The sequence below is a fragment of the Bradyrhizobium sp. WSM2254 genome, from assembly GCF_000472645.1.
GTDB lineage: Bacteria > Pseudomonadota > Alphaproteobacteria > Rhizobiales > Xanthobacteraceae > Bradyrhizobium > Bradyrhizobium niftali.
Window position 1 is genome coordinate 67,301 of the sequence record NZ_AXAB01000038.1, and the last position, 23,653, is coordinate 90,953.

Annotated in this window: 24 protein-coding genes and 2 pseudogenes; 8 read left to right on the plus strand and 18 right to left on the minus strand. The window is 63.6% G+C overall.

Annotated features, from left to right (window positions below; translation table 11 throughout):
* The first annotated feature begins 74 nt into the window (after nt 1-74).
* Nucleotides 75-1,148, plus strand: coding sequence for a tRNA preQ1(34) S-adenosylmethionine ribosyltransferase-isomerase QueA (gene queA / locus A3M7_RS0126545; RefSeq protein ID WP_027546647.1), 1,074 nt, complete (start codon nt 75-77; stop codon nt 1,146-1,148).
* 99 nt (nt 1,149-1,247) lie between these two features.
* Here the strand turns inward: queA and A3M7_RS0126550 are convergent, their stop codons facing one another.
* From A3M7_RS0126550 to A3M7_RS0126565, 4 genes are all read right to left on the minus strand, one after another.
* Nucleotides 1,248-2,285 (minus strand): aspartate-semialdehyde dehydrogenase, encoded by a 1,038-nt coding sequence (locus tag A3M7_RS0126550; protein WP_027546648.1) that lies wholly within the window; start codon nt 2,283-2,285, stop codon nt 1,248-1,250.
* Nucleotides 2,286-2,515: 230 nt separating this feature from the next.
* Nucleotides 2,516-3,118, minus strand: coding sequence for a PepSY domain-containing protein (locus tag A3M7_RS0126555; protein ID WP_027546649.1), 603 nt, complete (start codon nt 3,116-3,118; stop codon nt 2,516-2,518).
* Nucleotides 3,119-3,391: 273 nt separating this feature from the next.
* Nucleotides 3,392-4,150, minus strand: a complete 759-nt coding sequence (locus tag A3M7_RS0126560; protein ID WP_027546650.1) for a TetR/AcrR family transcriptional regulator — start codon at nt 4,148-4,150, stop codon at nt 3,392-3,394.
* A 135-nt stretch (nt 4,151-4,285) separates the two neighbouring features.
* Nucleotides 4,286-5,443: a patatin-like phospholipase family protein gene (locus A3M7_RS0126565; protein WP_049823696.1), complete on the minus strand. Its 1,158-nt coding sequence runs from the start codon at nt 5,441-5,443 to the stop codon at nt 4,286-4,288.
* A gap of 241 nt (nt 5,444-5,684) precedes the next feature.
* On the opposite strand from A3M7_RS0126565, the gene tgt reads away from it, so the two are divergent.
* A complete protein-coding gene (gene tgt / locus A3M7_RS0126570) occupies nt 5,685-6,842 on the plus strand; it encodes a tRNA guanosine(34) transglycosylase Tgt (protein ID WP_027546652.1) in 1,158 nt (385 codons plus the stop codon).
* Nucleotides 6,843-6,845: 3 nt separating this feature from the next.
* Here tgt and A3M7_RS0126575 read toward each other — a convergent pair whose 3' ends face one another.
* Nucleotides 6,846-7,064, minus strand: coding sequence for a hypothetical protein (locus A3M7_RS0126575; protein WP_027546653.1), 219 nt, complete (start codon nt 7,062-7,064; stop codon nt 6,846-6,848).
* Nucleotides 7,065-7,287: 223 nt separating this feature from the next.
* Between A3M7_RS0126575 and cysK the strand changes: the two genes are divergently transcribed.
* Together cysK and A3M7_RS0126585 are read left to right on the plus strand one after the other, a co-directional pair.
* Nucleotides 7,288-8,265 carry a cysteine synthase A gene (cysK, locus tag A3M7_RS0126580; protein ID WP_027546654.1) on the plus strand — a complete coding sequence of 326 codons (978 nt, stop codon included), beginning with the start codon at nt 7,288-7,290 and terminating at the stop codon, nt 8,263-8,265.
* 3 nt (nt 8,266-8,268) lie between these two features.
* Nucleotides 8,269-8,508: a BrnA antitoxin family protein gene (locus A3M7_RS0126585; protein ID WP_027546655.1), complete on the plus strand. Its 240-nt coding sequence runs from the start codon at nt 8,269-8,271 to the stop codon at nt 8,506-8,508.
* A 61-nt stretch (nt 8,509-8,569) separates the two neighbouring features.
* On the opposite strand, the gene A3M7_RS0126590 is transcribed toward A3M7_RS0126585, so the two are convergent.
* The 5 genes from A3M7_RS0126590 to solA form a co-directional block, all read right to left on the minus strand.
* Nucleotides 8,570-9,322: an amino acid ABC transporter ATP-binding protein gene (locus A3M7_RS0126590; protein WP_027546656.1), complete on the minus strand. Its 753-nt coding sequence runs from the start codon at nt 9,320-9,322 to the stop codon at nt 8,570-8,572.
* Between the two features lie 10 nt (nt 9,323-9,332).
* Entirely contained in the window at nt 9,333-10,175 is an 843-nt protein-coding gene (locus A3M7_RS0126595) for an amino acid ABC transporter permease (protein ID WP_027546657.1), read from the minus strand.
* Entirely contained in the window at nt 10,172-10,915 is a 744-nt protein-coding gene (locus tag A3M7_RS0126600; protein WP_027546658.1) for an amino acid ABC transporter permease, read from the minus strand. The genes A3M7_RS0126595 and A3M7_RS0126600 overlap by 4 nt, the downstream gene beginning before the upstream one ends.
* A 99-nt stretch (nt 10,916-11,014) precedes the next feature.
* Nucleotides 11,015-11,827, minus strand: coding sequence for a transporter substrate-binding domain-containing protein (locus tag A3M7_RS0126605; RefSeq protein WP_027546659.1), 813 nt, complete (start codon nt 11,825-11,827; stop codon nt 11,015-11,017).
* A 76-nt stretch (nt 11,828-11,903) separates the two neighbouring features.
* Nucleotides 11,904-13,073 (minus strand): N-methyl-L-tryptophan oxidase, encoded by a 1,170-nt coding sequence (gene solA, locus A3M7_RS0126610; protein ID WP_027546660.1) that lies wholly within the window; start codon nt 13,071-13,073, stop codon nt 11,904-11,906.
* A 126-nt stretch (nt 13,074-13,199) separates the two neighbouring features.
* Here solA and A3M7_RS0126615 point away from each other — a divergent pair, with 126 nt between their 5' ends.
* A complete protein-coding gene (locus tag A3M7_RS0126615; RefSeq protein ID WP_027546661.1) occupies nt 13,200-14,159 on the plus strand; it encodes a LysR family transcriptional regulator in 960 nt (319 codons plus the stop codon).
* 58 nt (nt 14,160-14,217) lie between these two features.
* Here A3M7_RS0126615 and A3M7_RS0126620 read toward each other — a convergent pair whose 3' ends face one another.
* Together A3M7_RS0126620 and A3M7_RS0126625 are read right to left on the minus strand one after the other, a co-directional pair.
* The gene (locus A3M7_RS0126620) at nt 14,218-15,657 is read right to left on the minus strand and encodes a caspase family protein (protein ID WP_027546662.1); all 1,440 of its coding nucleotides are present in this window, start codon (nt 15,655-15,657) and stop codon (nt 14,218-14,220) included.
* A 201-nt stretch (nt 15,658-15,858) separates the two neighbouring features.
* Nucleotides 15,859-16,734: a DMT family transporter gene (locus tag A3M7_RS0126625; protein ID WP_027546663.1), complete on the minus strand. Its 876-nt coding sequence runs from the start codon at nt 16,732-16,734 to the stop codon at nt 15,859-15,861.
* A 147-nt stretch (nt 16,735-16,881) separates the two neighbouring features.
* On the opposite strand from A3M7_RS0126625, the gene A3M7_RS0126630 reads away from it, so the two are divergent.
* On the plus strand, nt 16,882-17,280 hold the full coding sequence (locus A3M7_RS0126630) for a RidA family protein (protein WP_027546664.1): 399 nt from the start codon (nt 16,882-16,884) through the stop codon (nt 17,278-17,280).
* 52 nt (nt 17,281-17,332) lie between these two features.
* Here the strand turns inward: A3M7_RS0126630 and A3M7_RS0126635 are convergent, their stop codons facing one another.
* From A3M7_RS0126635 to A3M7_RS0126645, 3 genes are all read right to left on the minus strand, one after another.
* Complete coding sequence (locus A3M7_RS0126635; RefSeq protein WP_027546665.1) at nt 17,333-17,878, minus strand: hypothetical protein; 546 nt, start codon at nt 17,876-17,878, stop codon at nt 17,333-17,335.
* Nucleotides 17,823-18,173: a hypothetical protein gene (locus A3M7_RS47210; RefSeq protein WP_084302540.1), complete on the minus strand. Its 351-nt coding sequence runs from the start codon at nt 18,171-18,173 to the stop codon at nt 17,823-17,825. Before A3M7_RS47210 ends, A3M7_RS0126635 begins: the two co-directional genes overlap by 56 nt.
* A gap of 172 nt (nt 18,174-18,345) precedes the next feature.
* Nucleotides 18,346-18,933 (minus strand): formyltransferase family protein, encoded by a 588-nt coding sequence (locus A3M7_RS0126645; protein WP_027546666.1) that lies wholly within the window; start codon nt 18,931-18,933, stop codon nt 18,346-18,348.
* Nucleotides 18,934-19,496: 563 nt separating this feature from the next.
* Between A3M7_RS0126645 and A3M7_RS0126650 the strand changes: the two genes are divergently transcribed.
* Nucleotides 19,497-19,715: a hypothetical protein gene (locus tag A3M7_RS0126650; RefSeq protein WP_027546667.1), complete on the plus strand. Its 219-nt coding sequence runs from the start codon at nt 19,497-19,499 to the stop codon at nt 19,713-19,715.
* Between the two features lie 5 nt (nt 19,716-19,720).
* Here the strand turns inward: A3M7_RS0126650 and A3M7_RS0126655 are convergent, their stop codons facing one another.
* Entirely contained in the window at nt 19,721-20,023 is a 303-nt protein-coding gene (locus A3M7_RS0126655; protein WP_027546668.1) for a hypothetical protein, read from the minus strand.
* A gap of 91 nt (nt 20,024-20,114) precedes the next feature.
* Nucleotides 20,115-22,153, minus strand: a pseudogene (locus A3M7_RS0126660) (acetoacetate--CoA ligase).
* Between the two features lie 387 nt (nt 22,154-22,540).
* On the opposite strand from A3M7_RS0126660, the gene A3M7_RS0126665 reads away from it, so the two are divergent.
* Nucleotides 22,541-23,371, plus strand: a complete 831-nt coding sequence (locus A3M7_RS0126665) for a DJ-1/PfpI family protein (RefSeq protein ID WP_245284326.1) — start codon at nt 22,541-22,543, stop codon at nt 23,369-23,371.
* A 36-nt stretch (nt 23,372-23,407) separates the two neighbouring features.
* Here A3M7_RS0126665 and A3M7_RS47215 read toward each other — a convergent pair.
* Nucleotides 23,408-23,653, minus strand: a pseudogene (locus A3M7_RS47215) (IS701 family transposase); the annotation flags it as partial.

Genomic DNA, 23,653 nt, shown 5'->3' on the forward strand with positions numbered 1-23,653 from the left:
TGCATGCCGGCCGTCCAGGTCCTGTCGTGCTACATTGATGGCCAAGCCGAAGAAGACTGCCCACCGTTATTCCCATGCGCACCGACCTCTTCGATTTCGACCTGCCCGCCGAGCGCATCGCGTTGCGCCCGGCAAGCCCGCGCGACTCCGCGAAGATGCTGGTCGTGGAGCATGGCGCGTTGCGCGACCAGATCATTTCCGAGCTGCCACAATGGCTGAAGCGCGGCGACCAGCTCGTCGTCAACGACACCAAGGTCATCGCGGCGCAGCTCAAGGGCCGCCGTATCGGCCGCGAGACCGAGCCGAAGATCGAGGCGACGCTGATCAAGCGGCTCGACGGCTCGCGCTGGCAGGCGCTGGTGAAGCCCGCCAAGAAGCTCATTGCCGGCGATCGCATCCGCTTCGGCAACGAGGGCAAGGTCTGCCTGCTCGGCCATCTCGACGCAGAGGTCGAGGCCAAGGGCAGCGAAGGCGAGGTGACGCTGTCGTTCTCGTTCCATGGCCCCGCGCTGGACCAGGCGATCGCCGATCTCGGCAGCCCGCCCCTGCCGCCCTATATCGCCTCCAAGCGCACGCCCGACGATCAGGACCGCGCCGACTACCAGACGATGTTCGCGGCCAACGAAGGCGCTGTTGCCGCGCCCACAGCAGGGCTGCATTTCACGCCCGCGCTGGAGCAGGCGCTGCGTGAGCGCGGCGTCGGCCTCAACCGCGTGACGCTGCATGTCGGGGCAGGGACGTTCCTGCCGGTGAAGGTGGACGACACCGCAGGCCACAAGATGCATGCCGAGTGGGGCACGGTCTCGGCCGAGACGGCGGAGCGGCTGAACATGGCGCGGAAGAACGGCGGGCGCATCATCGCGGTCGGCACCACGTCGCTGCGGCTGCTTGAAAGCGCAGCAAGCGAGGACGGCACCATCCAGCCGTTTGCGGCCGAGACGTCGATCTTCATCACCCCCGGCTATCGCTTCCGCGCCGTCGATATTCTGCTGACCAATTTCCACTTGCCGAAGTCGACGCTGTTCATGCTGGTGTCGGCATTCTCAGGGCTCGAGACGATGAAGCAGGCCTATGCGCATGCGATCGCGCAGGGCTATCGATTCTATTCGTACGGCGATGCGTGCTTGCTGTTTCGGGCAGAGCCGTAGGGTGGGCAAAGGCGCGTAGCGCCGTGCCCACCATCTGTCCGCATACTTCAGGTCGATTGGTGGGCACGCTTCGCTTTGCCCACCCTACGACCGGTCGGCTTACGCCATCACCCGCTGCGGCAGGAGCTCGGCAATCTGCACCGCGTTCAGCGCGGCACCCTTGAGCAGCTGATCCGCCGCCACGAACATCGAGATTGAATGCCCACTGGGATCGCTGAGGTCCTTGCGGATGCGGCCGACCAGGACATCGTCCTGGCCCGAGGCGTCGATCGGCATCGGGAAGTAGTTCTTGGCGCGGTCGTCGATCACCTTCACGCCGGGCGCCTGGGCCATGATGGCGCGGACCTGGTCCTCGGTGATCGGCTTTTCGCATTCGAACGTGATGGCCTCGCAATGGGCGCGCAGCACCGGCACGCGGACGCAGGTGACGCCGATGGCAATCTTCTCGTCCTCGAAGATCTTGCGGGTTTCCTTGATGACCTTGGTCTCTTCGTCGTTGTAGCCGGTCTCGGGGTCGATCGCGGTGTTGTGGTTGAAGAGATTGAAGGCGTAGGGGTGCGGCATCACCTTGGGCGTATAGACCTGCCCGTTGAGATTGGCGCGGGTGGACTCGACGAGCTCCTCCATCGCGGCCGCGCCGGCGCCGGAGGCCGCCTGATAGGTCGAGATGATGACGCGCTTGATGCGGTTCTTCTGATGGATCGGCCAGAGCGGGACCAGCGCGGTGATTGCAGCGCAGTTCGGGTTGGCGATGATGCCCTTGTGGTCGCGGATGCGGTTGGCGTTGATCTCGGGGATCACCAGCGGCACGTTCGGATCCATCCGGAAGGCGGAGGAGTTGTCGACCACGACCGCGCCGGCCTTGACCGCAACTGGCGCGAACTTCTTCGAGATGCTGCCGCCGGCGGAGAACAGGGCGATATCGACGCCCTCGAAGGCGCGTTCGGTCAGTTCCTCGATGACGACGTTTTGGCCGCGGAACGACACCGTCTTGCCGGCCGAGCGGGCGCTTGCCAGCGCCTTGAGCTTGCCGACGCGGAAACCACGCTTGTCCATGGTGGCGATGAATTCGGCGCCCACCGCACCGGTGACGCCGACAATCGCGACGACGGGATCGTTACTCACTTTGTCCTCCATTGCGTTGAAATCCAGACAACAAAAAAGCCCCGGACCAGAGGGCGGGGCTTCGGTAGAGCTGATGCGTTTCAGTCGACGACTACGCGCGCACGCCTCCCCGGGCCCCGAAGGCCGTGGTGGTTTTGGTCGTGCGTTTGGTGGTCGTGAACATGGCGGCGACTTATGCGGGAGAGTCTTGCGTTCGTCAATGGCTTTTCGGCGGGATTGTGACCGTCGGCCGGGCGCCGTGTCTACTTCGTCCGGGCGCCCGGCGGCTCGAGGATGACCTCCTTGAGGTCGTCGCCGCTGATCACGACGATCGCGAAATTGAGCCGGCCGCGTTCGCGCACGAGGCCGCCGCTGATCGCCTTGCCTGAGGCCGCGTGCTCGGCGACGCGCACGGCGTCGGCAAGGCGGTGCCTGATCGTACCAAGCGCTGCGAGATTGTCGCGGTCTTCGTGGTCGAGTTCGGCGAGGGGGAGGGCGGCTTCGCCGCCGACGAGCTCGCCGGTCGCGGCATTGATGGTGTGGCGCCAGATCCGGTCCTTGTGCAGGGTCTTCACCCGGTAGACCGGCACGCCGGAGGCGCCGTCAAAACTCACGTCCGCCGTCGTGGCGCCGGCATGGCGGGACTCTGCGATGGCCATGGCCTGGCTGATCGAGATCGACGAGCCGCGAAAGCGTTCGATCTCGCGGCTGACCGCTTGGCGGTCGGCCTCGGCGTCGCCATCTGTCTCGCTGTGAAGGGCGGTGGGTGTTCCGCCCGCCGAGACGACTGCCCGCGCCGGCGCTGCAATGAGCAACCCGGAGAGGGCGATCGCGAATGTCTGCTTCCAGCCTTTGAGAGCGGGCACTTTGATAATCTCCATGCTGAGAGCCGTGTTTTATCGGCCGTTGGCCTGGATCGTCTTGAACAGAAGTGCGCGGCCGACCATGGGCAACGGTCGGCCGCCGAACGTTGCAACGGGCTGTACCCACTGCTGCGATCGTAAGAGCGGAACAAACCCCTTTTGGGGCTGGTTAAAAACGGGTCCGAACCGCATAACAAAACCATACCGTATCGTTTTATTCTGGTCAATTGGATCCACGTCCCATCCTGGGGGCAGATCGTAAAGTTCACGCAAATGTCAGCGGGACGGACGACGCCGTTGCGGGCCTTTGACGGCGTCTCTTGAAGTTTCCTGGACGCGGTCGGCCGGACCTAGCGCACCCGCCAGGAACAGCTTGATCGCGGTACGCATCCGCTTTTCCGCGGACTTCAACTCCAGTGCCGTTCCGAACGTCGCCATGCGGTGGGTGTGACCGACGACGACGTCGAGAAACACTTCCGCTGCGATGGTGGTGTCGTCGACGTCGAGCGCGCCTTGCGCCGCCAGATGGTCGAAGAAGCGCGCCGTCGTGGCAACGGCCTTGAGCCAGCCTTCCTCCATGCCGAGCTTGGCGACATCGGGGAAGTTGATGGCCTGTGACGTCATCATGCGGCTGAAGGCGACGGCATCTGGCCCGCAGGTGAAGCTCAGCATCTCGCGCCCGATCTCGACCAGCCGCTGCTCGACGGAAATGTCCGAGGCGCTGCTGAGCTGCGTCTCGGCGGCCGCCGACAGCGGCGCAAGCCAGCGCGCGATCTCGCGCCTCAGCACGGCGGCAAACAGGCCGCGCTTGTCGCCGTAACGGGAATAGACGGTGGGCTTGCTCACCCGCGCCGCTTCCGCAACCGCATCGAGCGAGGTGGCGTCGAAGCCGCGATCCAGGAACAGGCGGGTGGCGACCTCGATCAGCCGCTGATCGCGCTCGATCGCGGCGGTCTTGGTCGGCCGGCCGCCGCGCGATTTCGGCACCTCGCGCCGTGCTGCTGCCGGTCTTGTCCTGGTCGCAGTCAATCCCATGCCCGATGATTCCTGCGCGGTCGTGACATCAGTCATTGCTCTATAACGCGCAGCAGCCGGGGCGTCATCGCGAATCTGGCCGAATTGGCCGTATCGTCAACGGTCTCGATACGACCTCGTTCCGCCACCGGGGTCTCATGGCAGTGCCGAAGTCCAGGCCTGGCCCGCGGCCGCCTTCTCATATCCATACTGATACAGCGCCCGCATATAGGCGGTGTCGAATCCTTCCGAGGGCGGTGCGGGGTAGTCGCGCGCGATGTAGGAGAGATGGAAGCCGAGGTGGTTGCGCCTGGCAAAATCATAGGTCGAGAAGATGATCGAGCGGGTCTGCGACTGCGTGATTGCCGACAGGCTGCGCGAGGCGACATCGACAGTGCTGTTGGACACGAGCTCGAAGTTGCGTTCGATCTTCTTGTTGACGAGGATGTAGATGTCCATCCTCGCGCTGCCCGGCAGGCGGCTGCCCTGGAACAGCAAGGCTTCCGGCAGCGTCAGCACCGGGGCGGTCACGCCGCCGTCGACGTGCATCTCCTGAAACCTGCGTCCCTGGCCTTCGGCGTCGATCATGATCGGTGGAAACACCAGGGGAATGCTGGCGGAGGCCGCCATCACGTCGCGAAACAGTTTGAGCGCCTCGGGCGTGCCGACCTCCGCGATCTTGCCCATGTTCCAGATCGCGGTCCGCTGGGTGTCCAGGTCGGTCGTCACGATCAGCAGCCGTCGGCCCCTGGCGTTTTCGCGCGCGACTTGCGCCATGATCTCCGGCCCGACATAGCGGGCGACGAGCTCGCGCAGGCGCGTATTGCCGAACAGGCCGGATCCGAACAGCACGCGTATGATGCTGGGATCGTTCAGGAGGCTCTCCGCGATGCCGCTGGTGTAGACCTCCTTCAACGTGTCGTCATATTGCGAGCCGAGAAACGCAAAGGGCGCGATCAGGCCGCCGGTGCTCACGCCCGAGACGACCGAGAAGGTGGGACGGGTTCTGGCCGCGGTCCAGCCGCTGAGCACGCCGACGCCATAGGCGCCGTCCGCACCGCCCCCGGAGAGCGCCAGATAGGACTTCGCCGCGTTGCCGTTGTCCTTCTCGAAGCTGAACTTCGTGACGGGGTCGTCGGCGTAGCGCCGCAGGCCATCGATATCGAGCACGCGAGACGTGCTGGCCTCGGCGGCGGTATAGGGCGTGCGGGGCAGGGAGGTGCAGGCGCCGAGCGCCAGGCTGCAGGCGAGGACCAGGAACCCGATCAGGCGGGCGCCTGTCTGCCTGCCCCGGCCATGTAAAGGCACGGACATTTCAGTCGAATGTGAAGGGAAAGGCATCGTCGGTGGCTGGCGATCACACATCTACCGCCGCCGGCAAACTCGCCGCGGCATCTCGTCCAGCCCCCACGCTAAAACTATACGGTATCGTTTTGTTTAACAAGGTGGCGGAGACGATATCGAGGGCCATTTGTGTCCCAGACTGAGGCACAGGCCGGCCGAAGTGCGGTCCTGCGGGTTGATCGGCCTTGTCCGACACGCAATAAGCACCGCCATGAATCGTCCTGACGCAGCTCTTCCCAATCATTTCGAACTGCTCGCCACCGATGGCGCCGCGCGCACCGGGCGCCTGACCACGCCGCATGGCGTTGTGCGGACGCCGGCCTTCATGCCGGTCGGCACCGCCGGCGCCATGAAGGGCATGCACTGGCGCGAGGTGCGCGATGCCGGCGCCGACATCGTGCTCGGCAATACCTATCATCTGATGCTGCGCCCCGGCGCCGAGCGGATCGCGGCGCTCGGCGGCTTGCAGCGGTTCACCGGCTGGAACGGACCGATGCTGACGGATTCCGGCGGCTTCCAGGTGATGTCGCTGGCGGATTTGCGCAAGGTCAGCGAGCACGCCGTCACCTTCCGTTCGCATATCGACGGCGCCAAGGTCGAGCTGTCGCCGGAGCGCTCGATCGAGGTGCAGCGTTTCCTCGGCTCCGACATCGCCATGCAGATGGACGAATGCGTGCGGCTGCCCGCCGAGCACGCCGATATCGAGCGCGCGATGCAATTGTCGCTGCGCTGGGCCGAGCGCAGCAAGCGCGCCTTCGAGAGCGCGCCGGACGGTTACATGCTGTTCGGCATCGTGCAGGGCGGCGACGTGCCGCAGCTTCGTCATGCGAGCGCGGAAGGGCTCGTCGCGATCGGCTTCCACGGCTATGCGATCGGCGGCCTCGCCGTCGGCGAGCCGCAGGCGGTGATGCTGGCGATGATCGACGAGACCGCACCGATGCTGCCGAAAGAGCGACCGCGCTACCTGATGGGCGTCGGCACGCCCGACGACATCCTCGAAGCCGTGAAGCGCGGCATCGACATGTTCGATTGCGTGATGCCGACGCGGAACGGCCGGCACGGCGTTGCCTTCACCCGCTTCGGTCAGGTGAATCTGCGCAACGCGCGCCATGCGGACGATCCGCGTCCGCTCGACGAGGAAAGCTCATGGCCGTCGACGCGCAGCTATGCGCGCGCCTACCTGCATCATCTCGTCAAGGCGGGCGAGACGCTGGGGGCAATGCTGCTATCCGAGATCAATATCGCCTACTACCAGGCCCTGATGCAGGGCATCAGGGACGCGATCGCACACGGGACGTTCGATGAGTTCTATCAGCGTACGCGCGAGGACTGGGCGAGGGGCGACATCGCCCCGCGCCAGGGCGACTGAGGGTCAGTTGCACACGATCCGTTGCTTGACGGCATGCTTGGTCACGAAGCCGTAGCCGCAATTGTCGCAGGTCCAGAGATAGCTGATCATGTGGTCCGAGACGTAGGCGGATGCTTCGGCGGCGACCATGGAGTCGGCGCAGACCGGACAGGTGGGCAACTCGCTGCAACGCGGACCGCGATTCTGCGCGACGGTCGACAACACTTCAGCAACTGCTGACATCGTGGTGACCTCCCTGCTTTGAGACGTAAGTCTAACATAAGCAGAATCACTTGACGAGGACGCAACACAAAAGCGTTGGTTTTCTGATATTTGTAGCTCACGTGATTTTGCGATGCAGCGTATTTAACATGTGCCGCATTGCTGCTTGCGTGTCGCCGCAAGCTGTCTCTAACTGCGTAAGAGCTGCGATCAGCGCGCCAATTGTCGTCACAGGGAGTTCATCATGGACGCATCGTCCACCGCGGGTGCAACGCACCAACCCGGCCGCGGCCGGATCTATGATTCGATTGTCGACGCTTTTGGCGACACGCCGATCGTGCGATTGCGCCGGCTGCCGGGCATGCACGGGGTGAACGCGACGATTTTGGCAAAACTTGAATATTTCAATCCGGCCGCGAGCGTGAAGGACCGCATCGGCGCGGCCATGATCATCGCCATGGAGAAGGCCGGGATCGTCAAGCCGGATACCGTGCTGATCGAGCCGACCTCCGGCAATACCGGCATCGCACTCGCCTTCGTCGCCGCCTCGCGCGGGTACCGGCTCAAGCTGGTGATGCCGGAATCCATGTCGATCGAGCGGCGCAAGATGCTGGCCTTTCTCGGCGCCGAGCTGGTGCTGACGCCGGCCGCGCAAGGCATGAAGGGCGCGATCGCCACCGCCGAGGAGCTTGTGAAGACGACGCCGAACTCGGTGATGCCGCAGCAGTTCAAGAACCTCGCCAATCCCGAGGTGCACCGGCGCACCACCGCCGAGGAGATCTGGAACGACACCGGCGGTAACATCGATGTCTTCGTCGCCGGGGTCGGCACCGGCGGCACGATCACCGGCGTCGGCCAGGTGCTCAAGCCGCGCAAGGCTTCGTTGCGGGTGGTGGCGGTCGAGCCGGAGGAGAGCCCGGTGCTGTCAGGGGGACAGCACACGCCGCACAAGATCCAGGGCATCGGCGCGGGCTTCGTCCCTGATATCCTCGACCGCTCAGTGATCGACGAGATCGTCAAAATCAACTCGACCACGGCGATCGAGACCTCGCGCGCATTGGCGCGGCACGAGGGCATTCCGGGCGGCATCTCCTCGGGCGCCGCGATTGCCGCCGCGCTCCAGATCGGCAAGCGGCCGGAAGCTGCGGGAAAAACCATTCTGGCGGTGGTGCCGTCCTTCTCCGAGCGGTATCTTTCGACGGCTCTGTTTGAGGGAATCTAGGACATGACGGATCAACCGAGGCGGCCGCGCACGCTTGGCGATGCGCGGTCGGAGGCCGAGGCGGCGTTCAAGAAGGTAACCGCCAAGGTCGCCGTGGCGCCGCCGAAGCCGAACGTGGCGCCGGGGATCAAGGAGCAGGTCACGCTGCGCATCGACCAGGACGTGCTGGAGTTCTTCCAGGAGGGCGGCCCCGGCTGGCAGGACCGCATCAACGAGGCGCTGCGGAAGGCGGCGGGCAAGTAGGCTACCGCCGGATCCGGTTGGTCGTGCCAAGGCCGATGCGCCCAGGATCCGCGCAGCCAGCTCAGAGGACCTGCGACAGAAACCGCTGCGTGCGCTCGTCCTTGGCCGCCGTAAACAATGTTTCCGGCGGCCCGTGCTCGACGATCACACCGCGATCGGTGAAGTAGACGTGATCGGCGACCTCACGAGCGAAGTTCATTTCATGGGTGACGAGGAGGCACGTCATCCCATCCTCGGCAAGCTCTCGGATGGTCACCAGAACCTCCTTGACGGTTTCCGGGTCGAGGGCGGCCGTGACTTCGTCGAACAGCATGATGTCCGGCCGCATCGCCAGTGAACGGGCGATGGCCACGCGCTGCTGCTGTCCGCCCGAGAGTTCGCCAGGATAGCTGTCCTCCTTTCCTGCGAGCCGCACCTTGGCGAGCAGCGCTCGGGCGCGCGCTTCGACCTCGGCACGTTTCTGGCCGAGAACATGGATCGGCGCCATCATCACGTTCTGGAGCGCCGTCTTGTGCGGGAACAGGTTGTACTGCTGAAATACCATTCCGACCTTGCGCCGAAGCGCCAGCTTGTCGAGCCTGGGATCGGTGACCTCGATGCCTTCGATTTGAATGCTGCCGGACGAAATCGGCTGGAGGGCATTGATACAGCGGATCAGCGTGGACTTACCCGATCCCGATGGGCCGATGATGCAGATCACCTCGCCCTTCTTCACCGACAGGCTGATGCCTTTCAGAACCTCGAGAGCGCCGAACGACTTTCTGACTTCGACGCATTGAACGATGGGCTGATCCGGAGTCCAGGTCGCGACCATGCTTGGCTCCTCAGCGCACGCGGAATCGACGCTCAAGACGAGCGGTCCAGAGGTTGATCGGATAACAATAGAGAAAGAAGCACAGCAGTGCGAAACCGTAGAGCGGCGCGAACAGTTCCGGTCTGCCGCCTTCGGCAGCATGCACCTGCGCCGTCAGCGTCAGCATTTCCGAGACGCCCACGATCGATGCAAGCACCGTCGCCATCGCGACAAGGGCATAGATGTTCATCCAGGGCGGCAGCATTCGCTTGATGCATTGCGGCAGCATGATCAGCCACATGGTCTGGCGCCTGGTGAATGACAGCGATTCAGCCGCCTCCCATTGTGTCGACGGAACGGACCGCACGGCTCCGCGTACGACCTCGGCGACGTTGGCCATGACGGGCAGGGCGAAGCCCACGGTTGCCTTGATCCAGTCCGGCAAAGGGACGGTCGTGTTGAAGATGGTGATCTGGAAGGGCACCAGAAACATGACGAAGAACAGCAACACCAGCCAGGGCGCGTTGCGGAAGAATTGAGTCACGAACCAGCTCGCGGTGGCGAGCAACCGGCACTGTGACAACAGGGCCAGACCCAGGCCGAGACCGGCGACGGTGCCCAGCAGCATGGCGAGCAAGGAGATCAGGATGTTGAAAGCGAACCCTCGCAGCAGGAGCGGCGACCATTTCACGATGACCTGAAGCGGGGACAGCATCGTCGGTGCGGTCTGCGCCCATGCCGTGGACGCAGCCATCACGGCGCAGAAGCAGAGGATCGCGGCGGATAGCGGGCTGATCCGAACGGACATCCGGGTCGGCGCGAGACGATACGGCAGAAGGACGGCAAGCCTGTGCACTGGCTCGGCAGGCTTCATCGTGCATACCCCGGAATGTGCATTGCCCGTTCCCAGCGATGCATCAACCAGACGAGGACACCTACGAGGATGCCATAGGTCGCAAGCAACACGACCATCATTTCGAAAACGTTCTGTGATTCCGACCAGATCTGCTTGACCGCATACAGCGTCTCGGGAACGGCGATCGCGTAGGCAAGCGTGGTCGTCTTGAGCAGGTTGACGAGGTTGTTGTTCAGTGCGGGAAGGCAGACGCGAATGGCCAGCGGAAGAACGATGTGGATGTAGGCCTTGAAGCGTGTGTATCCCAGCGCCTCGGCGGCTTCCACGGTCGTCCTCGGCACGGCCTCGATGCCGGACCGGAAGATCTCCACGTTGAAGGCGGCGGCAAACAGTGACAGCGAAATGATGGCCCATTGAACGTTGCTCAGCAGTGGAACGCGCATGCCCGCCGTCTCGACGGCCGGAAGCATGGTGCCGAGCCCGAAATAGAAAAAGAAGATCTGGACCAGCGGTGGCGTGTTGCGGAAGACCACGACGAAAACATTGACGGCCAGCCGCAACAATCTGGACGGGCTACCCTGCATCAAGGCGCCTGCCGCGCCAATGACCAGGCTCAGCATGATGGTCGTGACGCTCAGAAACAGCGTCATCTTCAGTCCGCCGAGATAACGATCCCAGTCGTACGCATCGTAGAATACGGAGAAATTCAGCCCCGTCGATTCATAGAGGCGCTGAAACCAGTTGCCGATTGCCTGCATCTTGCGCGACACCGAATTGTTGAGGCAATCACCTCGGATCAGTGCATGGGCTTGACCTTTTCGGAGCGCGAGACGGATCCAGCGCTCCGCTTCACACGCCTATTTGTCCTTGTATTGCTCGTGCATGAGGAGCGAATACTCGGTCGGCGTAATGCCCCACTTCTTTTCCGCTGCCACGATGAAGCCCGTCTTCATCCAGTCCTTTGTCGTATCTTCGAGCAGCTTCTGAAGGCTGGTATTCTCGAGCGCAACGGCGATCATCCACGGTGAAGGCAGAACACCTTTCAGGGGCAAGTCGTAGTCCGTCTTCCACTCGTCCTCCAGCAACTTGCCTTGCAGAAAGGTCTGATCGTAGACATAGCCGATGCAATTGCCCTGTTTCATGGCGAACAGAGGCTTCTCCGATCCGTCAAACGCAACAATCTCGGGGCCGTAGGATTTGGCAACGTCCTTGTTGTACCAGGCCCCCGACGTTGCACATACGGGCTTTCCCTTGAGCTCGGCCCAATCCTTGATGCCGGCCTTCTTGTTGAGAAGTATGTTCACGTAGTCGGAATAATACAGAGGCTCGATGGCTTGAACGACGCGGCGGCGTTCCGGCCTGTCCGACATGGTCGCGATCAGCAGGTCAACCTTTCCCTGCTGAAGAAATTCGATTCTGTTGGACGCTGCGACCGGAACGAGCTCGAGCTTGACGCCGAGGCGCTTGGCAATGTCTGCGGCGAGATCCGGCTCGATGCCGACCACGTTTCCCGTGGGATCGCGGAAGCCGAAGGGCTTGTAGTCTGCCTTGACGCCGACGTTCAACGTGCCGCGCTGCTTGATGGCATCGACGCCATCGGCTGCTTGGGCAGTGCCAAGCATCAGCAGCGCCGCGACTCCTGTCATCATGGAACGGACAATGTCTCTCATCGGATGAAGCCTCCAGGATTTAAATCACGGCGCGCGTTGCGCGTGCTTTTTCAAGATACAAGGCTCGTGCCAAACGTCACGAAAAGCGGGAGATGGAGAATGGGCTGAGGTCGAGCGCGCTTCGACCGTCGGTCACCATCCCGGCCACGACATTGCCGATACCTGCCGAGTGCTTGAAGCCGTGGCCCGAGCACGCCGAGACGACGCAAATTCTGTCCTGGTCGGGATGGCGGTCGATGATGAAGCCCCGATCGGGCGTCACCGTGTAGATGCAGGCAGCCGCCTGCGCGACGCGCGGTGTGGCGCCGGCGAGCCGCCCTGCGACGTGCTTCCGGTACATTTCAGCCGATTCCGCGGGAGCGACGGTGCGGTCGATGGTGTCGGCCGTCGTGTTGGTCTCGTACTGCTCGGTCGCGACTTTGAGGCGACGATCGCCCGGCAATGGCGGAAAGCCGTAGAGGTAGTCGACATCCGTCGCGCCGTGCATCCAGATGAACACAGGGGCGTTGGCGCGATACGCGCTGGTATCGTCGAGCTCGTACCAATGCAGCACCTGTCGCTTCACCGTAAGCACGCGATCGAACGGCGCGCCGAGCAGGTGGGCATTCCAGCCGCCTGCCGACACCACCACCTGGTCCGCCTCGAATGTGCCTGAGGACGTCTCCACCCGAACGGCGGAGCCTCTCTGCACGATCGAGAGAACCTCGACTCCCGTGCGTATCGTTGCGCCGAGCTGCTCCGCGCGCGTCAGCTGCGCCTTGATGCAGCGCTCCGGAAAAACGTATCCTCCGCCGGGTTCGTAATAGGCCTTCTCGTTCCCCTCGAGGTTCAGGAATTGCGGGAAGCGATGAGCCACCTCTCGCCCGTCGAGCACTTCATGCGCGATGCCGAAGTCACGCGCCGCTCCGATCGAACGTGCGACGAAGTCCGGCTTGCCGTGGTGCGACGTCTCGCCGACACCGGGCGCCATGACGACGAGGCCACATGAGTTCAGCAGCTCGGCGGACGTCTCGGCCTCGAGCTCACGCCAGATCCGGTGGGTATCCAGCACCAGGGGCACGTAATCGCGGCCTTCACCGACCGCCTGCCGGGTGATGCGGGTTTCGCCGTGGCTGGATCCCATCGTGTGGGGCGGGGCGAAGCGATCGAGGCCGACCGCCTTTAGCCCTCGCTTGGCCAGTTGATAGAGGGCCGCGCTGCCCATGGCACCGAGGCCGATCACCAGAATATCCGCTTTCTCGCTCATCGATCGGGAACTGCTTAATTGTTAGGACGATCCGAAGTCTGCTTTCGGATGCGGCTCTCCTACAAGGATAATTCATATAATGAAGCCAATTTGCATGTTAATATGACTTCTGCTTAAGCTATGGATATGACGCCACCCATCCCAGACTTGCGAAGCTTGCAGATTGTTGCTGCCGTCGCGGAGTCCGGCAGCATGCTTCAGGCGTCCCGTCAGTTCGGGATGACGCAATCAGCGGTCTCTCAGGCCGTGCGGCGGGCCGAGGCCGCGATCGGCGTGGCGTTCTTCAACCGCAGCCGGAGGCCGCTTACACTGACGCGGGCGGGCCGCATCCTTGCTGGCCGGGTTCGCGATCTGAATCGCGACTTTGACGCATTGCTCGGCGCACTCCGGGAGGCAGCGAAACTGCCTGAGCGTGTCGATCTGAGGCTCGGCCTCATCGACTCCTATGCCGCCACGGTCGGCGCGCACCTCGTCAAGGAGCTCATGACGGGCGAGGTCGCACTGAGTCTGTCCGTTTGGTCAGGCCTTGCTCACTCGCATGCCGAGGCGCTCGTTCACCGAACGATCGACGCGGCGATCACATGCGATGCGATGGATGACCTGTATGATGTCGAGCGCTTCCCATTCTATCGCGAGCCAAATCTGCTGGTGGTGCCGCGCGGCATGGAGGCCGAATTTGCCGGCCTTGATCTGCGGGAGATCCTCGCTCGACATCGCCTGGTCCGGTACAGCGAACGCTCCTATGCAGGCGCTCAGGTCGAGCGTCATCTGAGCCGCCTGGGGATTCGCCCGCCACGGGCCTTTGAGTTTGACACCTCGGACAGCTTGGTCGCGATGGTCGCGACCGGGATGGGCGTGGCGATCACCACGCCGCTGTGTCTGTTGCAGGGGCTCGCTCACGCTGCCCAGGTCAGCGCGCTCCCGCTGCCGGGCCCTGGATTTTTTCGCGAAGTGCTTCTGGTGACCCGCCGGGGAGATCTCTCGTCGCTGGCGCCGCGCATCGCAGAGATGGCTCGCACGAGCATCACGACGCAGGCGATGCCGCGTATCCGGACGCTCGTGCCCTGGTTCACCCAGGATTACTAGACCGGTAGGAAAAAGCCCGGCGCGAGCCGGGCTTTTGTATTCGGGGTCTGAGCTCGCTTCAGCGGCGGAACATGCCGCCCATCATGCCGCCGACGACGCCGCCGACGAAGGCCGCGCCGGCTGCATCGCCGGCGTTGTTGCGTTGGGGAGCTGGTGCCGGCGCCGGCGCGCTGCTGCCTGCGGGGGCGCTGGCGGCGCGCCGAGCCGCCTTCTGGCTGTTGTCGCTCGCGGTCGGCGGGCCAGCCACGACCTCCGAGAGCAGCGCCTTGTGCTGAAGCTTGTTGAGGTAGCCGGACGAGGGATAGCCGCGCGCTGCCTGCCAGCGCTTGAGCACCGACCGGGTTTCGTCGCTGAAGACGCCGGTCTGCTTGGTATCGAAGCCGAGCCCGGAGAGACGACGCTGCACGTCGCGGCGCTGGTTCTTGTCGAGGCCGATCTGGTCCTCGGTGAGCTGGCTGGCATCGTCGGTGAAGGTGGCGGGATCGACGCCTGCGTTGAGCGTGCGGGTCGTCGTCGACGGTCCACTCTTGATCGCCGCAAGCCGCGCCAGTGCCAGCGCCTTGAACTGGCCGTTCGGATAGGCGGAGAGATAGGCGTTGAGCTCTTCCGGCTTGTTGGACTCCTTCACCGAGCGCCAGTACTCGAGCTCGACACCATCGGAGCTGCCGGCCGCCGCCGCCGGCACGCTGCCGGAAGCGGTCGGGGCGGCATTGGCGACTTGGGTCGTCGGAGCCTGGTTGAGATAGACGGCGCCGATCAGGTTGGTGTGGCCCCAGGGAAGCTGGCCCTTGTGGGTCTCTTCATTGACCTGGGCGCGGACCGACGTCATCGCCTGTTGGATCTCGATGCCCGGCTTGGTGATATTGTCGATCAGCGCGCGGGTGAACGGGCTGTTGTTGCCCTCCTGGCCGTCGAGCGCGGTCTGGCCGGGGCCGGTTGCGAATGCGATCAGCGTGCCTTCGCCGGACTTCATCTCGGCAAGGCCGCTCTGCACGTTGACGCTGCGGGTCGCGGAGTTCGACTTGATCTTGGCGGCGAACGGATTGTCGCGGCAGGCATCGAGGAAGACGAGCTTGACCTTGGCATCACCCATGGTCTGCTCGAGTGTCAGGTCGATGTTGATGGCCGCGCCCAGCTTGACATCCATCTCCGACTTGATGTCGGCGTCAACCGGCAGCAGGTAGTTGGTGCCGCCGACGGCGATGCCGTGACCGGCATAGTAGAACAATGCGATGTCGGAGCCCTGCGCCTTGCGGCCGAAGTCGAGCAGCTTTTCCGTCATCTGGTCGCGGCTGAGGTTGGACCCTTCGATCACATCGAAGCCGACATTCCGCAGCGTCGCGGCCATCGTCTTGGCGTCGATCGGCGGGTTCGGCAATTGCGCGACGTTCTTGTAGGAGCCGTTGCCGACAACGAAAGCAACACGGCGGTCGGCCTTCGCGGCACTGACCGACAGTGCCATGCACATCATCGCGGCGATGAGGGTGAGATAGCGCATCTGAAATCCCCAGAATCGAATTGCAGGCAGCAACAAATTGGCGGCGAACCTACACGAAAACGCCCGGCTTCGCGCTAGCGAAACGACGGTTCGCCCAACCCATTGCTTCGCGGCCGAATGTGCACGATGGAAGCCCCCTTCCAACGTGATCCAGATCACTCTCGGCCACTTTGTTTTTGTCGCGCGAGTCAGCCCGCAGGTTCACGGCGCGCGGTCGGGAGCCGGGGGCGCCGGTTTCAGATTCAGGAGGTTGCCGAACAGGATCAGCGCCGCCCCGAGCACGGTCCAGCCGTCGAGCCGCTCTGAATACAGCAGCCAGCCGGCGGCGGCGGTGAGGGGAACCCGCAGGAAGTCCATCGGGACGACCACCGTCGCGTCCGCGTAGCGCATGGCGCTGGCGAGGCAATAATGCGCGAACGTGCCGCAGACCGAGATCACGGCCACCCAACCCCAGACATAAGTGGGCGGCCAGGCCCAGACATAGAGCGTCGGCAGGAAGCCTGCGACCGACTGCACGACCAGCATCCAGAACAGGACCGCCAGCGCGCTCTCGGTGCGGGTGAGCGATTTGACCAGGGCCATGGACACGCCGAAGCCGACCGCCGCGCCGAGCGCGATCAACTGGCCTTGATTGATCTCGCCGGTCGCGGGCCGCACGATGACGATCACGCCGACGAGGCCGAGCACGATCGCGGCGATCTTCCACGATGTCATGCGCTCGGACAGGAAGCTGGCGGCGAGGATTGCGGTCCAGATCGGCATCGTGAACTCGATCGCCACCACCTGGCCGATCGGAATCAGCGTCAGCGCGAAGAACCAGCCGAGCTGCGAGACGTAGTGGATCAGATTGCGTGCGATGTGCTGGGGCAGGCGCGTGGTCTTGAGCGTCGCGAAGCCGCCGGCGCGCCGGATCATCGGATAGAGCAAGCAGAGGCCGATCAGCGAGCGGACCTCCTGGACCTGGAAGACGTTCATCTCGCGCACGGCCTCGCGGCCCGCGACCGCCATCACCAGCGTCAGCGACAGCCAGCCGGCCATCCACAATGCAGCCATCGTTTTTGACGGAGGGGTGGTCATCGGCGCGGGATGCAGAAGGCAAGGGCGTTGGAGGGCAGGCTGGTATCCGCGACATCAATACGGTTTGCAACGACCAAAACTGCGGATGCAGCGATGCGCGGGTGCGTGCTAAGGGAAGCTCAACGAGCGAAATGGGAGAAACAGCTCATGCGTATCTTGCAGCCGGCCGAATGGAAAAAACCGCGCGGCTTTTCCCATGGCGTCGTGGTCGAGGGGCCGGGCCGCTGGGTGGTGCTGGCCGGACAGACCGGCGGCGACGAGGCGGGCGACTACGCCCCTGACATGGCGGCGCAGGTCGGGGTCGCGCTGAAGCGGATCATCAAGCTCCTGGGCGAGGCCGGCGCCGGCCCCGAGCACATCGTCCGCCTGACCTGGTACCTGACCAGCCGCAGCGAATATGAAGCCGCAGGTGCCGGTATCGGCGCGGCCTGGAAGGAAACGCTGGGGCGCAATTTTCCGCCTTCGACGCTGCTCTACATCGGAGGCCTCGTGGACGACCGGGCCAAGGTCGAAATCGAGGTGACGGCGTTCGTTCCGAGCACATAAAAAAATCGATCCGGCGCGGGCGCCGGATCGATTGTGACGTGGCTGTATCGGCTTAGCGCGACAGCGAGATGTTGGCGCCGCGGAACTGGCTGTCGGCCTTCAGCGAGACCGTCTGCTTGGTGCCGCTCGTCCTCATCGCGAGGTTGGCGTTGAAGCCGGCCGCGCTGACGAGCAGCTCGTAATTCCCGCCGCTGCCGCGGCCCTGGAGCGAGCCGCTGATATTGCGGCTGGCTTCGCTCCAGCTTCCAGTGATGGCGCTGCCCTCGGCCCTGAGGTTGGCTCCGAGGTTGAACTTGTAGGCGTCGCTGGCGCAGGTCAGCGACATCTCCATCGTAGGCCCGATCGGAGCGTATTTGGCCCGGCAGCGGATCCGTTCGGTGGAGCCGTCATCCAGGGTGACGGTGCCGCCGCCGCTCCAGCTGCCCGCGAGCGGCGCAAACGGGCCGGATTGGGCCTTGCTTTCAGTGTTCGCGAACGCTGCCGAAAGCAAAACGGCGGCCGCGATCAGCAGCCGCCGGCCTCCGGCGCGAGCCTCAGTTGGTTTATTGGCGCGATGCTTCCCACCGCCCGCTGCACGGTATGCCTGCAGATGCTCCATTCCACTTCCCCGATCCGGCGTTGCCGCTGAGTTGACCGTTGGCATATGCACCATTGATCGAAACTTTCACAAGACCCTCCCGGCCGATGGTGCCGGAAACGTTAGCGCCGGGCGCGGTGATCTTGCCGTCGGAAACCGTCAGCATGGAGCTCGCGGTCGGTTCGCAGGAGCCGGACTTGGTCACGATGGTGACCTGCCAGTTGCCGTCATAGGGGGTCTGGGCGAAGGCGGAGGCGGCAAGGGTGCCGGCGAAAACTGAAGCGGCACAGAACGCCGCGATGCGACCAAAACGCATGAATTCCGTCCTTGAATTTGTCTGATATGCTGACGCTTATTCGGGCGAAATGTGACGGAAATTTGTTGCGATGCCAAATCGAAAATTGTTCCTGTGGAAACAATGGTTTATTTGTGTTTCTGGCTCCGATTTTTCAAGCAGAATCAACGCGGCTTCACGTTAAGGGTAAACGTCAGGACAGACTCGGCGCGGAAGTCGCGAACTGCTCGTCCTGAACCTTGGCCGGCAACGCCTTGTGGACTTTGACGTAATCGATCACGTCGGCCAGCAATTTGAGCCCGAGCGGGGCGAGCGCACGCTCCCAGAGCTCGCGGGCGGTCTCGCCCTTCCTGACGAAGCACCATTCCTGGGCGGCGATGGCGCCGGCATCCATGCGGTCGGCGAGATGATAGATCGTGCCGCCGGCGATCGGATCGCCTTCCTTGATGGTCCATTCCACGGCAGCCTTGCCGCGGTGACGCGGCAGCAGCGAGGGGTGATAGCCGATGCCGCCGAACCTGGCCGCGGCGAGCGCGTCCCTGCCGATCCGGGCATGGCTGTGAGCGGTGATGATCAAATCGGTGTCGGGCGCGATCTCGGAGGCGACCACCAGCTTCGGATTGGCCTGCACCACCACCTCGATGCCGGCCGCCCTGGCGGTCGCGGCGAGGCGGTCCTCGGCGTCGGCCACCACGACCCGCGCGATCGACACGCTGTGCTCCCGGAGCATGTTCAGGGTGGTTACGCCGAAATGGCGGGAGCCGACGAGGGTAATGCGCATGGGTGTCCGATCTGTCTCGCAACTGCGTCATACCCCCGATAACACGTCAGGGCGCCGTGTCACCACCCGCGGGCCATTTGCGCCGGTTATCAACAATGCGCCGGGCGCGGGACACGATGAATTGCACGATTGCGCGGCCGACCGTTCCGCGCCTACGCCTGCCGGCCGTATGACCGCTACAGCGCCGAGCGCAAAGTGCCGCGGATCTATTTCTGCGTGACCGACCAGCGTTGCCGTACGGCCACGGTCGGGCCGGAAGTGATGGATACGACGGTTCCTGTGTTTCATTTCGAACAGAAGGAATCCATCCCGCCGTTAGAGTGGCCATACCGGGGCTGGCGACATTTCAACCCTATCCATTTTCGAACCCGGCTTTGGCCGCTGGTCTCATCGCCAGCGGCCTTTTCATGCTCGGCGATCGAGAAATCGTCTGACGGTAATACGTTCTCAACCAGCCTGGCGTATCGACGAATCCGTCGCGGATTTGTATTGCGTACCGCGACACCGAAAATGTCCCGCCGGCGTGGGTGCGCCGCGCGGGCCTTTTCGCCGGGACCGATTTCATGCCGAGCGCGATTGAGCAGATCGTCGACATCTATGTCCGACTGAAGAACCGGCGCGGCCTCGACCAGCTGATGATGCACCGGCAACGGCTCGCGGTCGATTTGAAGAGCAGGTCCGGCTATGATTTCAGCCTGCCGATCAGCCAGATCGACGAGGAGATCGCGATCATCGAGGCGGGCCTCAGCCGGCTGAAAGCGGGGAATCCTGCGGCGCTTTAGCGCGCCTAGGAGCGCTTCCCGCCGTCGATCACCGTGAACAATGGCCGGGCCTTGGTCGGTTCGACCAGCAGTTCGTCGACCATGGCGCTCGCGGCCTCGACATACTTCCGTGTCGGCTTGTCCAGGGGCCTCAGCGCCTCGTCGTCGAGCGCGACCTTGGCGGCCTCGACCAGCTTGCGCATGCGCTCGGCATGGTCGTCGCCCGCGGTCAGCGTCGCGCGGGCCAGCGAGCGCAGCACGAACAGCTCGCCTTCGAGGCGGAGCAGGCGGTCGTTGAGCCTGGTGAGGACGGCGTTGAGGTCGGCCATGGCGCACGTTCGTTGCGGAAGATCCATCCTGATCTAGCGGCGATCGGTGAACGGAGTGCAAACGGCATTGGCGCAATTGGGGCGATCCCCTTCAGGCCGCGTTCCGCGCCAGATAGTCGCGTGCGAAGGCGAGGTACCAGTCGAGGCAGGCGGGATTGGCCATCGCCTCCTTGTTGATGACCTTCTCGACGGGGTGGCCGAGCAGCAGCTTCTTGATCGGCAGCTCCTGCTTCTTGCCCGACAGCGTGCGCGGGATCTCGGCGACGGCGAAGATCTCGTTCGGCAGGAAGCGGCGTGACAGGCCGGCTCGATCGCCTTGTTGATCTTGGCCCGCATCGCGTCGTCGAACGCGACGCCGTCGCGGAGCACCACGAACAGCGGCATGTAGCTGTCGCGGCCGAGATATTCGAGGTCGACGACGAGGGAGTCGAGCACTTCGGGCAAGGCTTCGATGGCGGAATAGAGCTCGCTCGTGCCCATGCGCAGGCCGTGCCGGTTGATGGTGGCATCGCTGCGGCCATAGATGATGCAGGAGCCGTCCGGATCGACCTTGAGCCAGTCGCCGTGCCGCCACACCGGCCCGCGGCCGCTGCCGTCGAAATTGTCCGGATAGGTCTCGAAATAACTGGAGCGATAGCGCGCATCGCCCTCGTCGTTCCAGAAGTAGAGCGGCATCGACGGCATCGGCTCGGTGCAGACGAGCTCGCCGACCTCGCCCGTGACGGCGCGGCCCTGTTCGCTGAAGGCTTCGACGGCGGCGCCGAGCAGGCGGCACTGCATCGCGCCGGGCGTCTGCGGCAATTCGCGGTTGCCGCCGATGAACGCGCCGGCGAAATCGGTGCCGCCGGAAATGTTCGCCCACCAGATGTCCGCCTGCGCCTTGCTGCCGTTGGTCTTCGACAGTGCGGCGAAGCGGTCGTTGAACCAGGCTTGCGTGTCGGCGCTGAGCGGCGAGCCGGTCGAGCCGAGGCAGCGCAGCCGCGACAGATCGCCGGCGGCGGCGAGATCGATTTCGGCCTTGGCGCAGTTGGCGAAGAATGCCGCGCCCGCGCCGAAGAAGGTCGCCTTCGACTGCGCCACGAAGCGCCACAGCGTGGTCCAGTCCGGCTTGTCCCTGGTGCCGCCGGGGCTGCCGTCGAAGATGCAGCAGGTGGTGCCGCTGAGCAGGCCGCCGACTTGCGAATTCCACATGATCCAGCCGGTCGACGAGTACCAGTGATAGCGCTCGCCGAAGGAATTCTGGTGATAGGAGCAGCCGATGTCGTTGTGCAGGCCGAGCAGCGCCAGCACCACGATGACGATGCCGCCATGGCCGTGCACGATCGGCTTGGGCAGACCGGTGGTGCCGCTGGAATAGACGATCCAGAGCGGATGATCGAACGGCAGCCAGGCCGGCTCGAAGGCGTCGATCGCAGCGCTGGTCCTTGCGACAATCTCGGAGAGCAGGGCATCCGGTGCGGTCGCCTCGCTGTGCAGAATGACATGCTCGACGCTCGGCAGCGATCGCCGCAACTCGGCGACGACGTCGCTGCGGTCATGTCTGCGCCCGGCATAGGTGACGGCGTCGCAGGCGATCAGCACCTTTGGCTCGATCTGCTTGAAGCGGTCGATCACGGCGGGCGCGGCCATGTCGGGCGCGCAGACGCTCCAGCCCGCACCTAAGCTGGCGCTTGCGAGAAACGCGATGATGGTCTCAGCGATGTTGGGCAGATAGGCCGCGACGCGGTCGCCGGGCTTGATGCCGCTATCCTTCAGATGCAGCGCGAGCGCGGCCGCCTTGCGCCGCAGCTCCGGCCAGCTCGTTTCCCTCAGCCTGCCGTCCTCGCCGCCACTGACGATCGCGGGCAGGCCTGCGGCATGCGCGGCGTCGACATGCCGGAACACCTGCCGCGCATAGTTCACCTGCGCGCCGGGAAACCAGACCGCGCCGGGCATCTTGCGCTCGGTGATGGCGGCCGCAAACGGAGTCGGCGACTGCAGATCGTAATAGTCCCAGATGCTGCGCCAGAACGCATCGAGATCGCGCACCGACCATTGCCGCATCTCCTCGTAATTCGCGAAAGAGAGGCCGCGGTGCTCGGCGAGCCAGTTGCGATAGAGAGCGATCTGCGGGACGAAAGGAGCGGTCATTTTGTATCGACTTCAATTGCGGGGAAGGGGAATTTATGTCGAAAACAACCCCATGCACAGTAGCGGAAACATTGAAAGCATTCGCCATTTTCAGTCGCTGCCAAGCAGGCCCTTCTCGGACGCCGTCTGACGCGAACAGCTCACAGATATCGCGACGGCGCGTCGCACCGCGTCGTCCGGATTTGACACGTCGGGCAAAACACCGGCAGACTGGCATCATCGAAAAATTCGTCACACCTGCGCGGAGAAATCCGCCGCGGGTTTTTTCATGCCGGTTAAACGCGAAGCCGAAGATGACGTATGTTCGTCGACTTCAACAAAGAAGCCGAAAGCATTGAACGAGACGTCGACCGGAAATATCGTGACGGCTGAGGGCCTGGTCACGACATGATGCAGATCAACAAAACAGGCGCGTGCAAGCAAATCTCCGGAGGCACCATGAACCGTCGTGATTTTGGTATCGCACTTGGCGCGCTGCCGCTTTTATCGTCGATTGTTGGAGCAGTATCTCGAGCCGAAGCGGCGGAGGTAGCGAAGCCAAAGATCGGCATGCTGATCTACCCTGGTATGATCTTGCAGGACCTGGTTGGGCCGCAAACCGTCTTTTCGATACTTCAGGCTGACGTCAGGCTGGTCTGGAAGGATAAGAACCCGGTCGCGACAGATGTCGGCATCGCTGTCTCCGCGAGCGATACGTTTGACACCTGTCCCGCGAACCTGGATGTCCTGTTCGTGCCGGGCGGCCTCGGCGGATCGATAGCCTGTATGAAGGACGCGGACGTCATTGGATTCCTCGCGTCGCGCGGTCCTCGCGCGCGGTATGTGACAAGCGTTTGCACAGGATCGTTGGTTCTCGCCGCGGCGGGCTTGCTCAGAGGTTATCAGGCAACATCACATTGGTACGTTCGCGACCTGCTGCCCCTGATGGGCGCTATCCTCAAGGTGGAGCGGGTCGTCGAGGATCGTAATCGTTTGACTGCTGGAGGTGTGACCTCCGGGATCGATTTTGGGCTGACGCTTGCAGCCCGCCTGGCTGACGAGGACACAGCTAGGCGGATACAGCTTTTGATCGAATACGATCCAAAGCCACCTTTCGCCGCTGGCAGCCCGGAGAGTGCCGGCCAGGCGCTAGCGGGCGAGATACTTCAGCGCCGTGCACCCCTCATTGCGTCGGCTCGGAAAGAGGCCGAGATGGCCAAAGAGAGGTTGGGTATCTAGCACTACTTTGGCAGAATTGGTTTGCGCCACTGTTTTTCAAGGATTTGCTTTCGGCAATATGGGCACTGCTGAGACGGCGGCCGAAGGATGAGATCGACGATGGCGTGACGTACGGCGGGCATGGTTGGCTGGGGCGGAGGCCCGTTGATTCTTTTTTTTCCGCCCCGCATATGCGAGGCGACGATTTTGCAGGAAGGCGTAGGCAATCATTGTCATAAGGGCGTGGCGATGAAGACCTTGCCATGATCGCCCTTCGAAGTGGTCAAGTCCAAGCTCCTCCTT

Bases quoted from the DNA above. Each gene is read 5' to 3' on its own strand.
- queA (WP_027546647.1), top strand. From the start codon at position 75: ATGCGCACCGACCTCTTCGATTTCGACCTGCCCGCCGAGCGCATCGCG.
- A3M7_RS0126550 (WP_027546648.1), bottom strand. From the start codon at position 2,285: ATGGAGGACAAAGTGAGTAACGATCCCGTCGTCGCGATTGTCGGCGTC.
- A3M7_RS0126560 (WP_027546650.1), bottom strand. From the start codon at position 4,150: ATGGGATTGACTGCGACCAGGACAAGACCGGCAGCAGCACGGCGCGAG.
- A3M7_RS0126565 (WP_049823696.1), bottom strand. From the start codon at position 5,443: ATGTCCGTGCCTTTACATGGCCGGGGCAGGCAGACAGGCGCCCGCCTG.
- tgt (WP_027546652.1), top strand. From the start codon at position 5,685: ATGAATCGTCCTGACGCAGCTCTTCCCAATCATTTCGAACTGCTCGCC.
- A3M7_RS0126575 (WP_027546653.1), bottom strand. From the start codon at position 7,064: ATGTCAGCAGTTGCTGAAGTGTTGTCGACCGTCGCGCAGAATCGCGGT.
- cysK (WP_027546654.1), top strand. From the start codon at position 7,288: ATGGACGCATCGTCCACCGCGGGTGCAACGCACCAACCCGGCCGCGGC.
- A3M7_RS0126585 (WP_027546655.1), top strand. From the start codon at position 8,269: ATGACGGATCAACCGAGGCGGCCGCGCACGCTTGGCGATGCGCGGTCG.
- A3M7_RS0126590 (WP_027546656.1), bottom strand. From the start codon at position 9,322: ATGGTCGCGACCTGGACTCCGGATCAGCCCATCGTTCAATGCGTCGAA.
- A3M7_RS0126595 (WP_027546657.1), bottom strand. From the start codon at position 10,175: ATGAAGCCTGCCGAGCCAGTGCACAGGCTTGCCGTCCTTCTGCCGTAT.
- A3M7_RS0126600 (WP_027546658.1), bottom strand. From the start codon at position 10,915: ATGCAGGCAATCGGCAACTGGTTTCAGCGCCTCTATGAATCGACGGGG.
- A3M7_RS0126605 (WP_027546659.1), bottom strand. From the start codon at position 11,827: ATGAGAGACATTGTCCGTTCCATGATGACAGGAGTCGCGGCGCTGCTG.
- solA (WP_027546660.1), bottom strand. From the start codon at position 13,073: ATGAGCGAGAAAGCGGATATTCTGGTGATCGGCCTCGGTGCCATGGGC.
- A3M7_RS0126615 (WP_027546661.1), top strand. From the start codon at position 13,200: ATGACGCCACCCATCCCAGACTTGCGAAGCTTGCAGATTGTTGCTGCC.
- A3M7_RS0126620 (WP_027546662.1), bottom strand. From the start codon at position 15,657: ATGCGCTATCTCACCCTCATCGCCGCGATGATGTGCATGGCACTGTCG.
- A3M7_RS0126625 (WP_027546663.1), bottom strand. From the start codon at position 16,734: ATGACCACCCCTCCGTCAAAAACGATGGCTGCATTGTGGATGGCCGGC.
- A3M7_RS0126630 (WP_027546664.1), top strand. From the start codon at position 16,882: ATGCGTATCTTGCAGCCGGCCGAATGGAAAAAACCGCGCGGCTTTTCC.
- A3M7_RS0126635 (WP_027546665.1), bottom strand. From the start codon at position 17,878: ATGGAGCATCTGCAGGCATACCGTGCAGCGGGCGGTGGGAAGCATCGC.
- A3M7_RS47210 (WP_084302540.1), bottom strand. From the start codon at position 18,173: ATGCGTTTTGGTCGCATCGCGGCGTTCTGTGCCGCTTCAGTTTTCGCC.
- A3M7_RS0126645 (WP_027546666.1), bottom strand. From the start codon at position 18,933: ATGCGCATTACCCTCGTCGGCTCCCGCCATTTCGGCGTAACCACCCTG.
- A3M7_RS0126650 (WP_027546667.1), top strand. From the start codon at position 19,497: ATGCCGAGCGCGATTGAGCAGATCGTCGACATCTATGTCCGACTGAAG.
- A3M7_RS0126655 (WP_027546668.1), bottom strand. From the start codon at position 20,023: ATGGCCGACCTCAACGCCGTCCTCACCAGGCTCAACGACCGCCTGCTC.
- A3M7_RS0126665 (WP_245284326.1), top strand. From the start codon at position 22,541: ATGATGCAGATCAACAAAACAGGCGCGTGCAAGCAAATCTCCGGAGGC.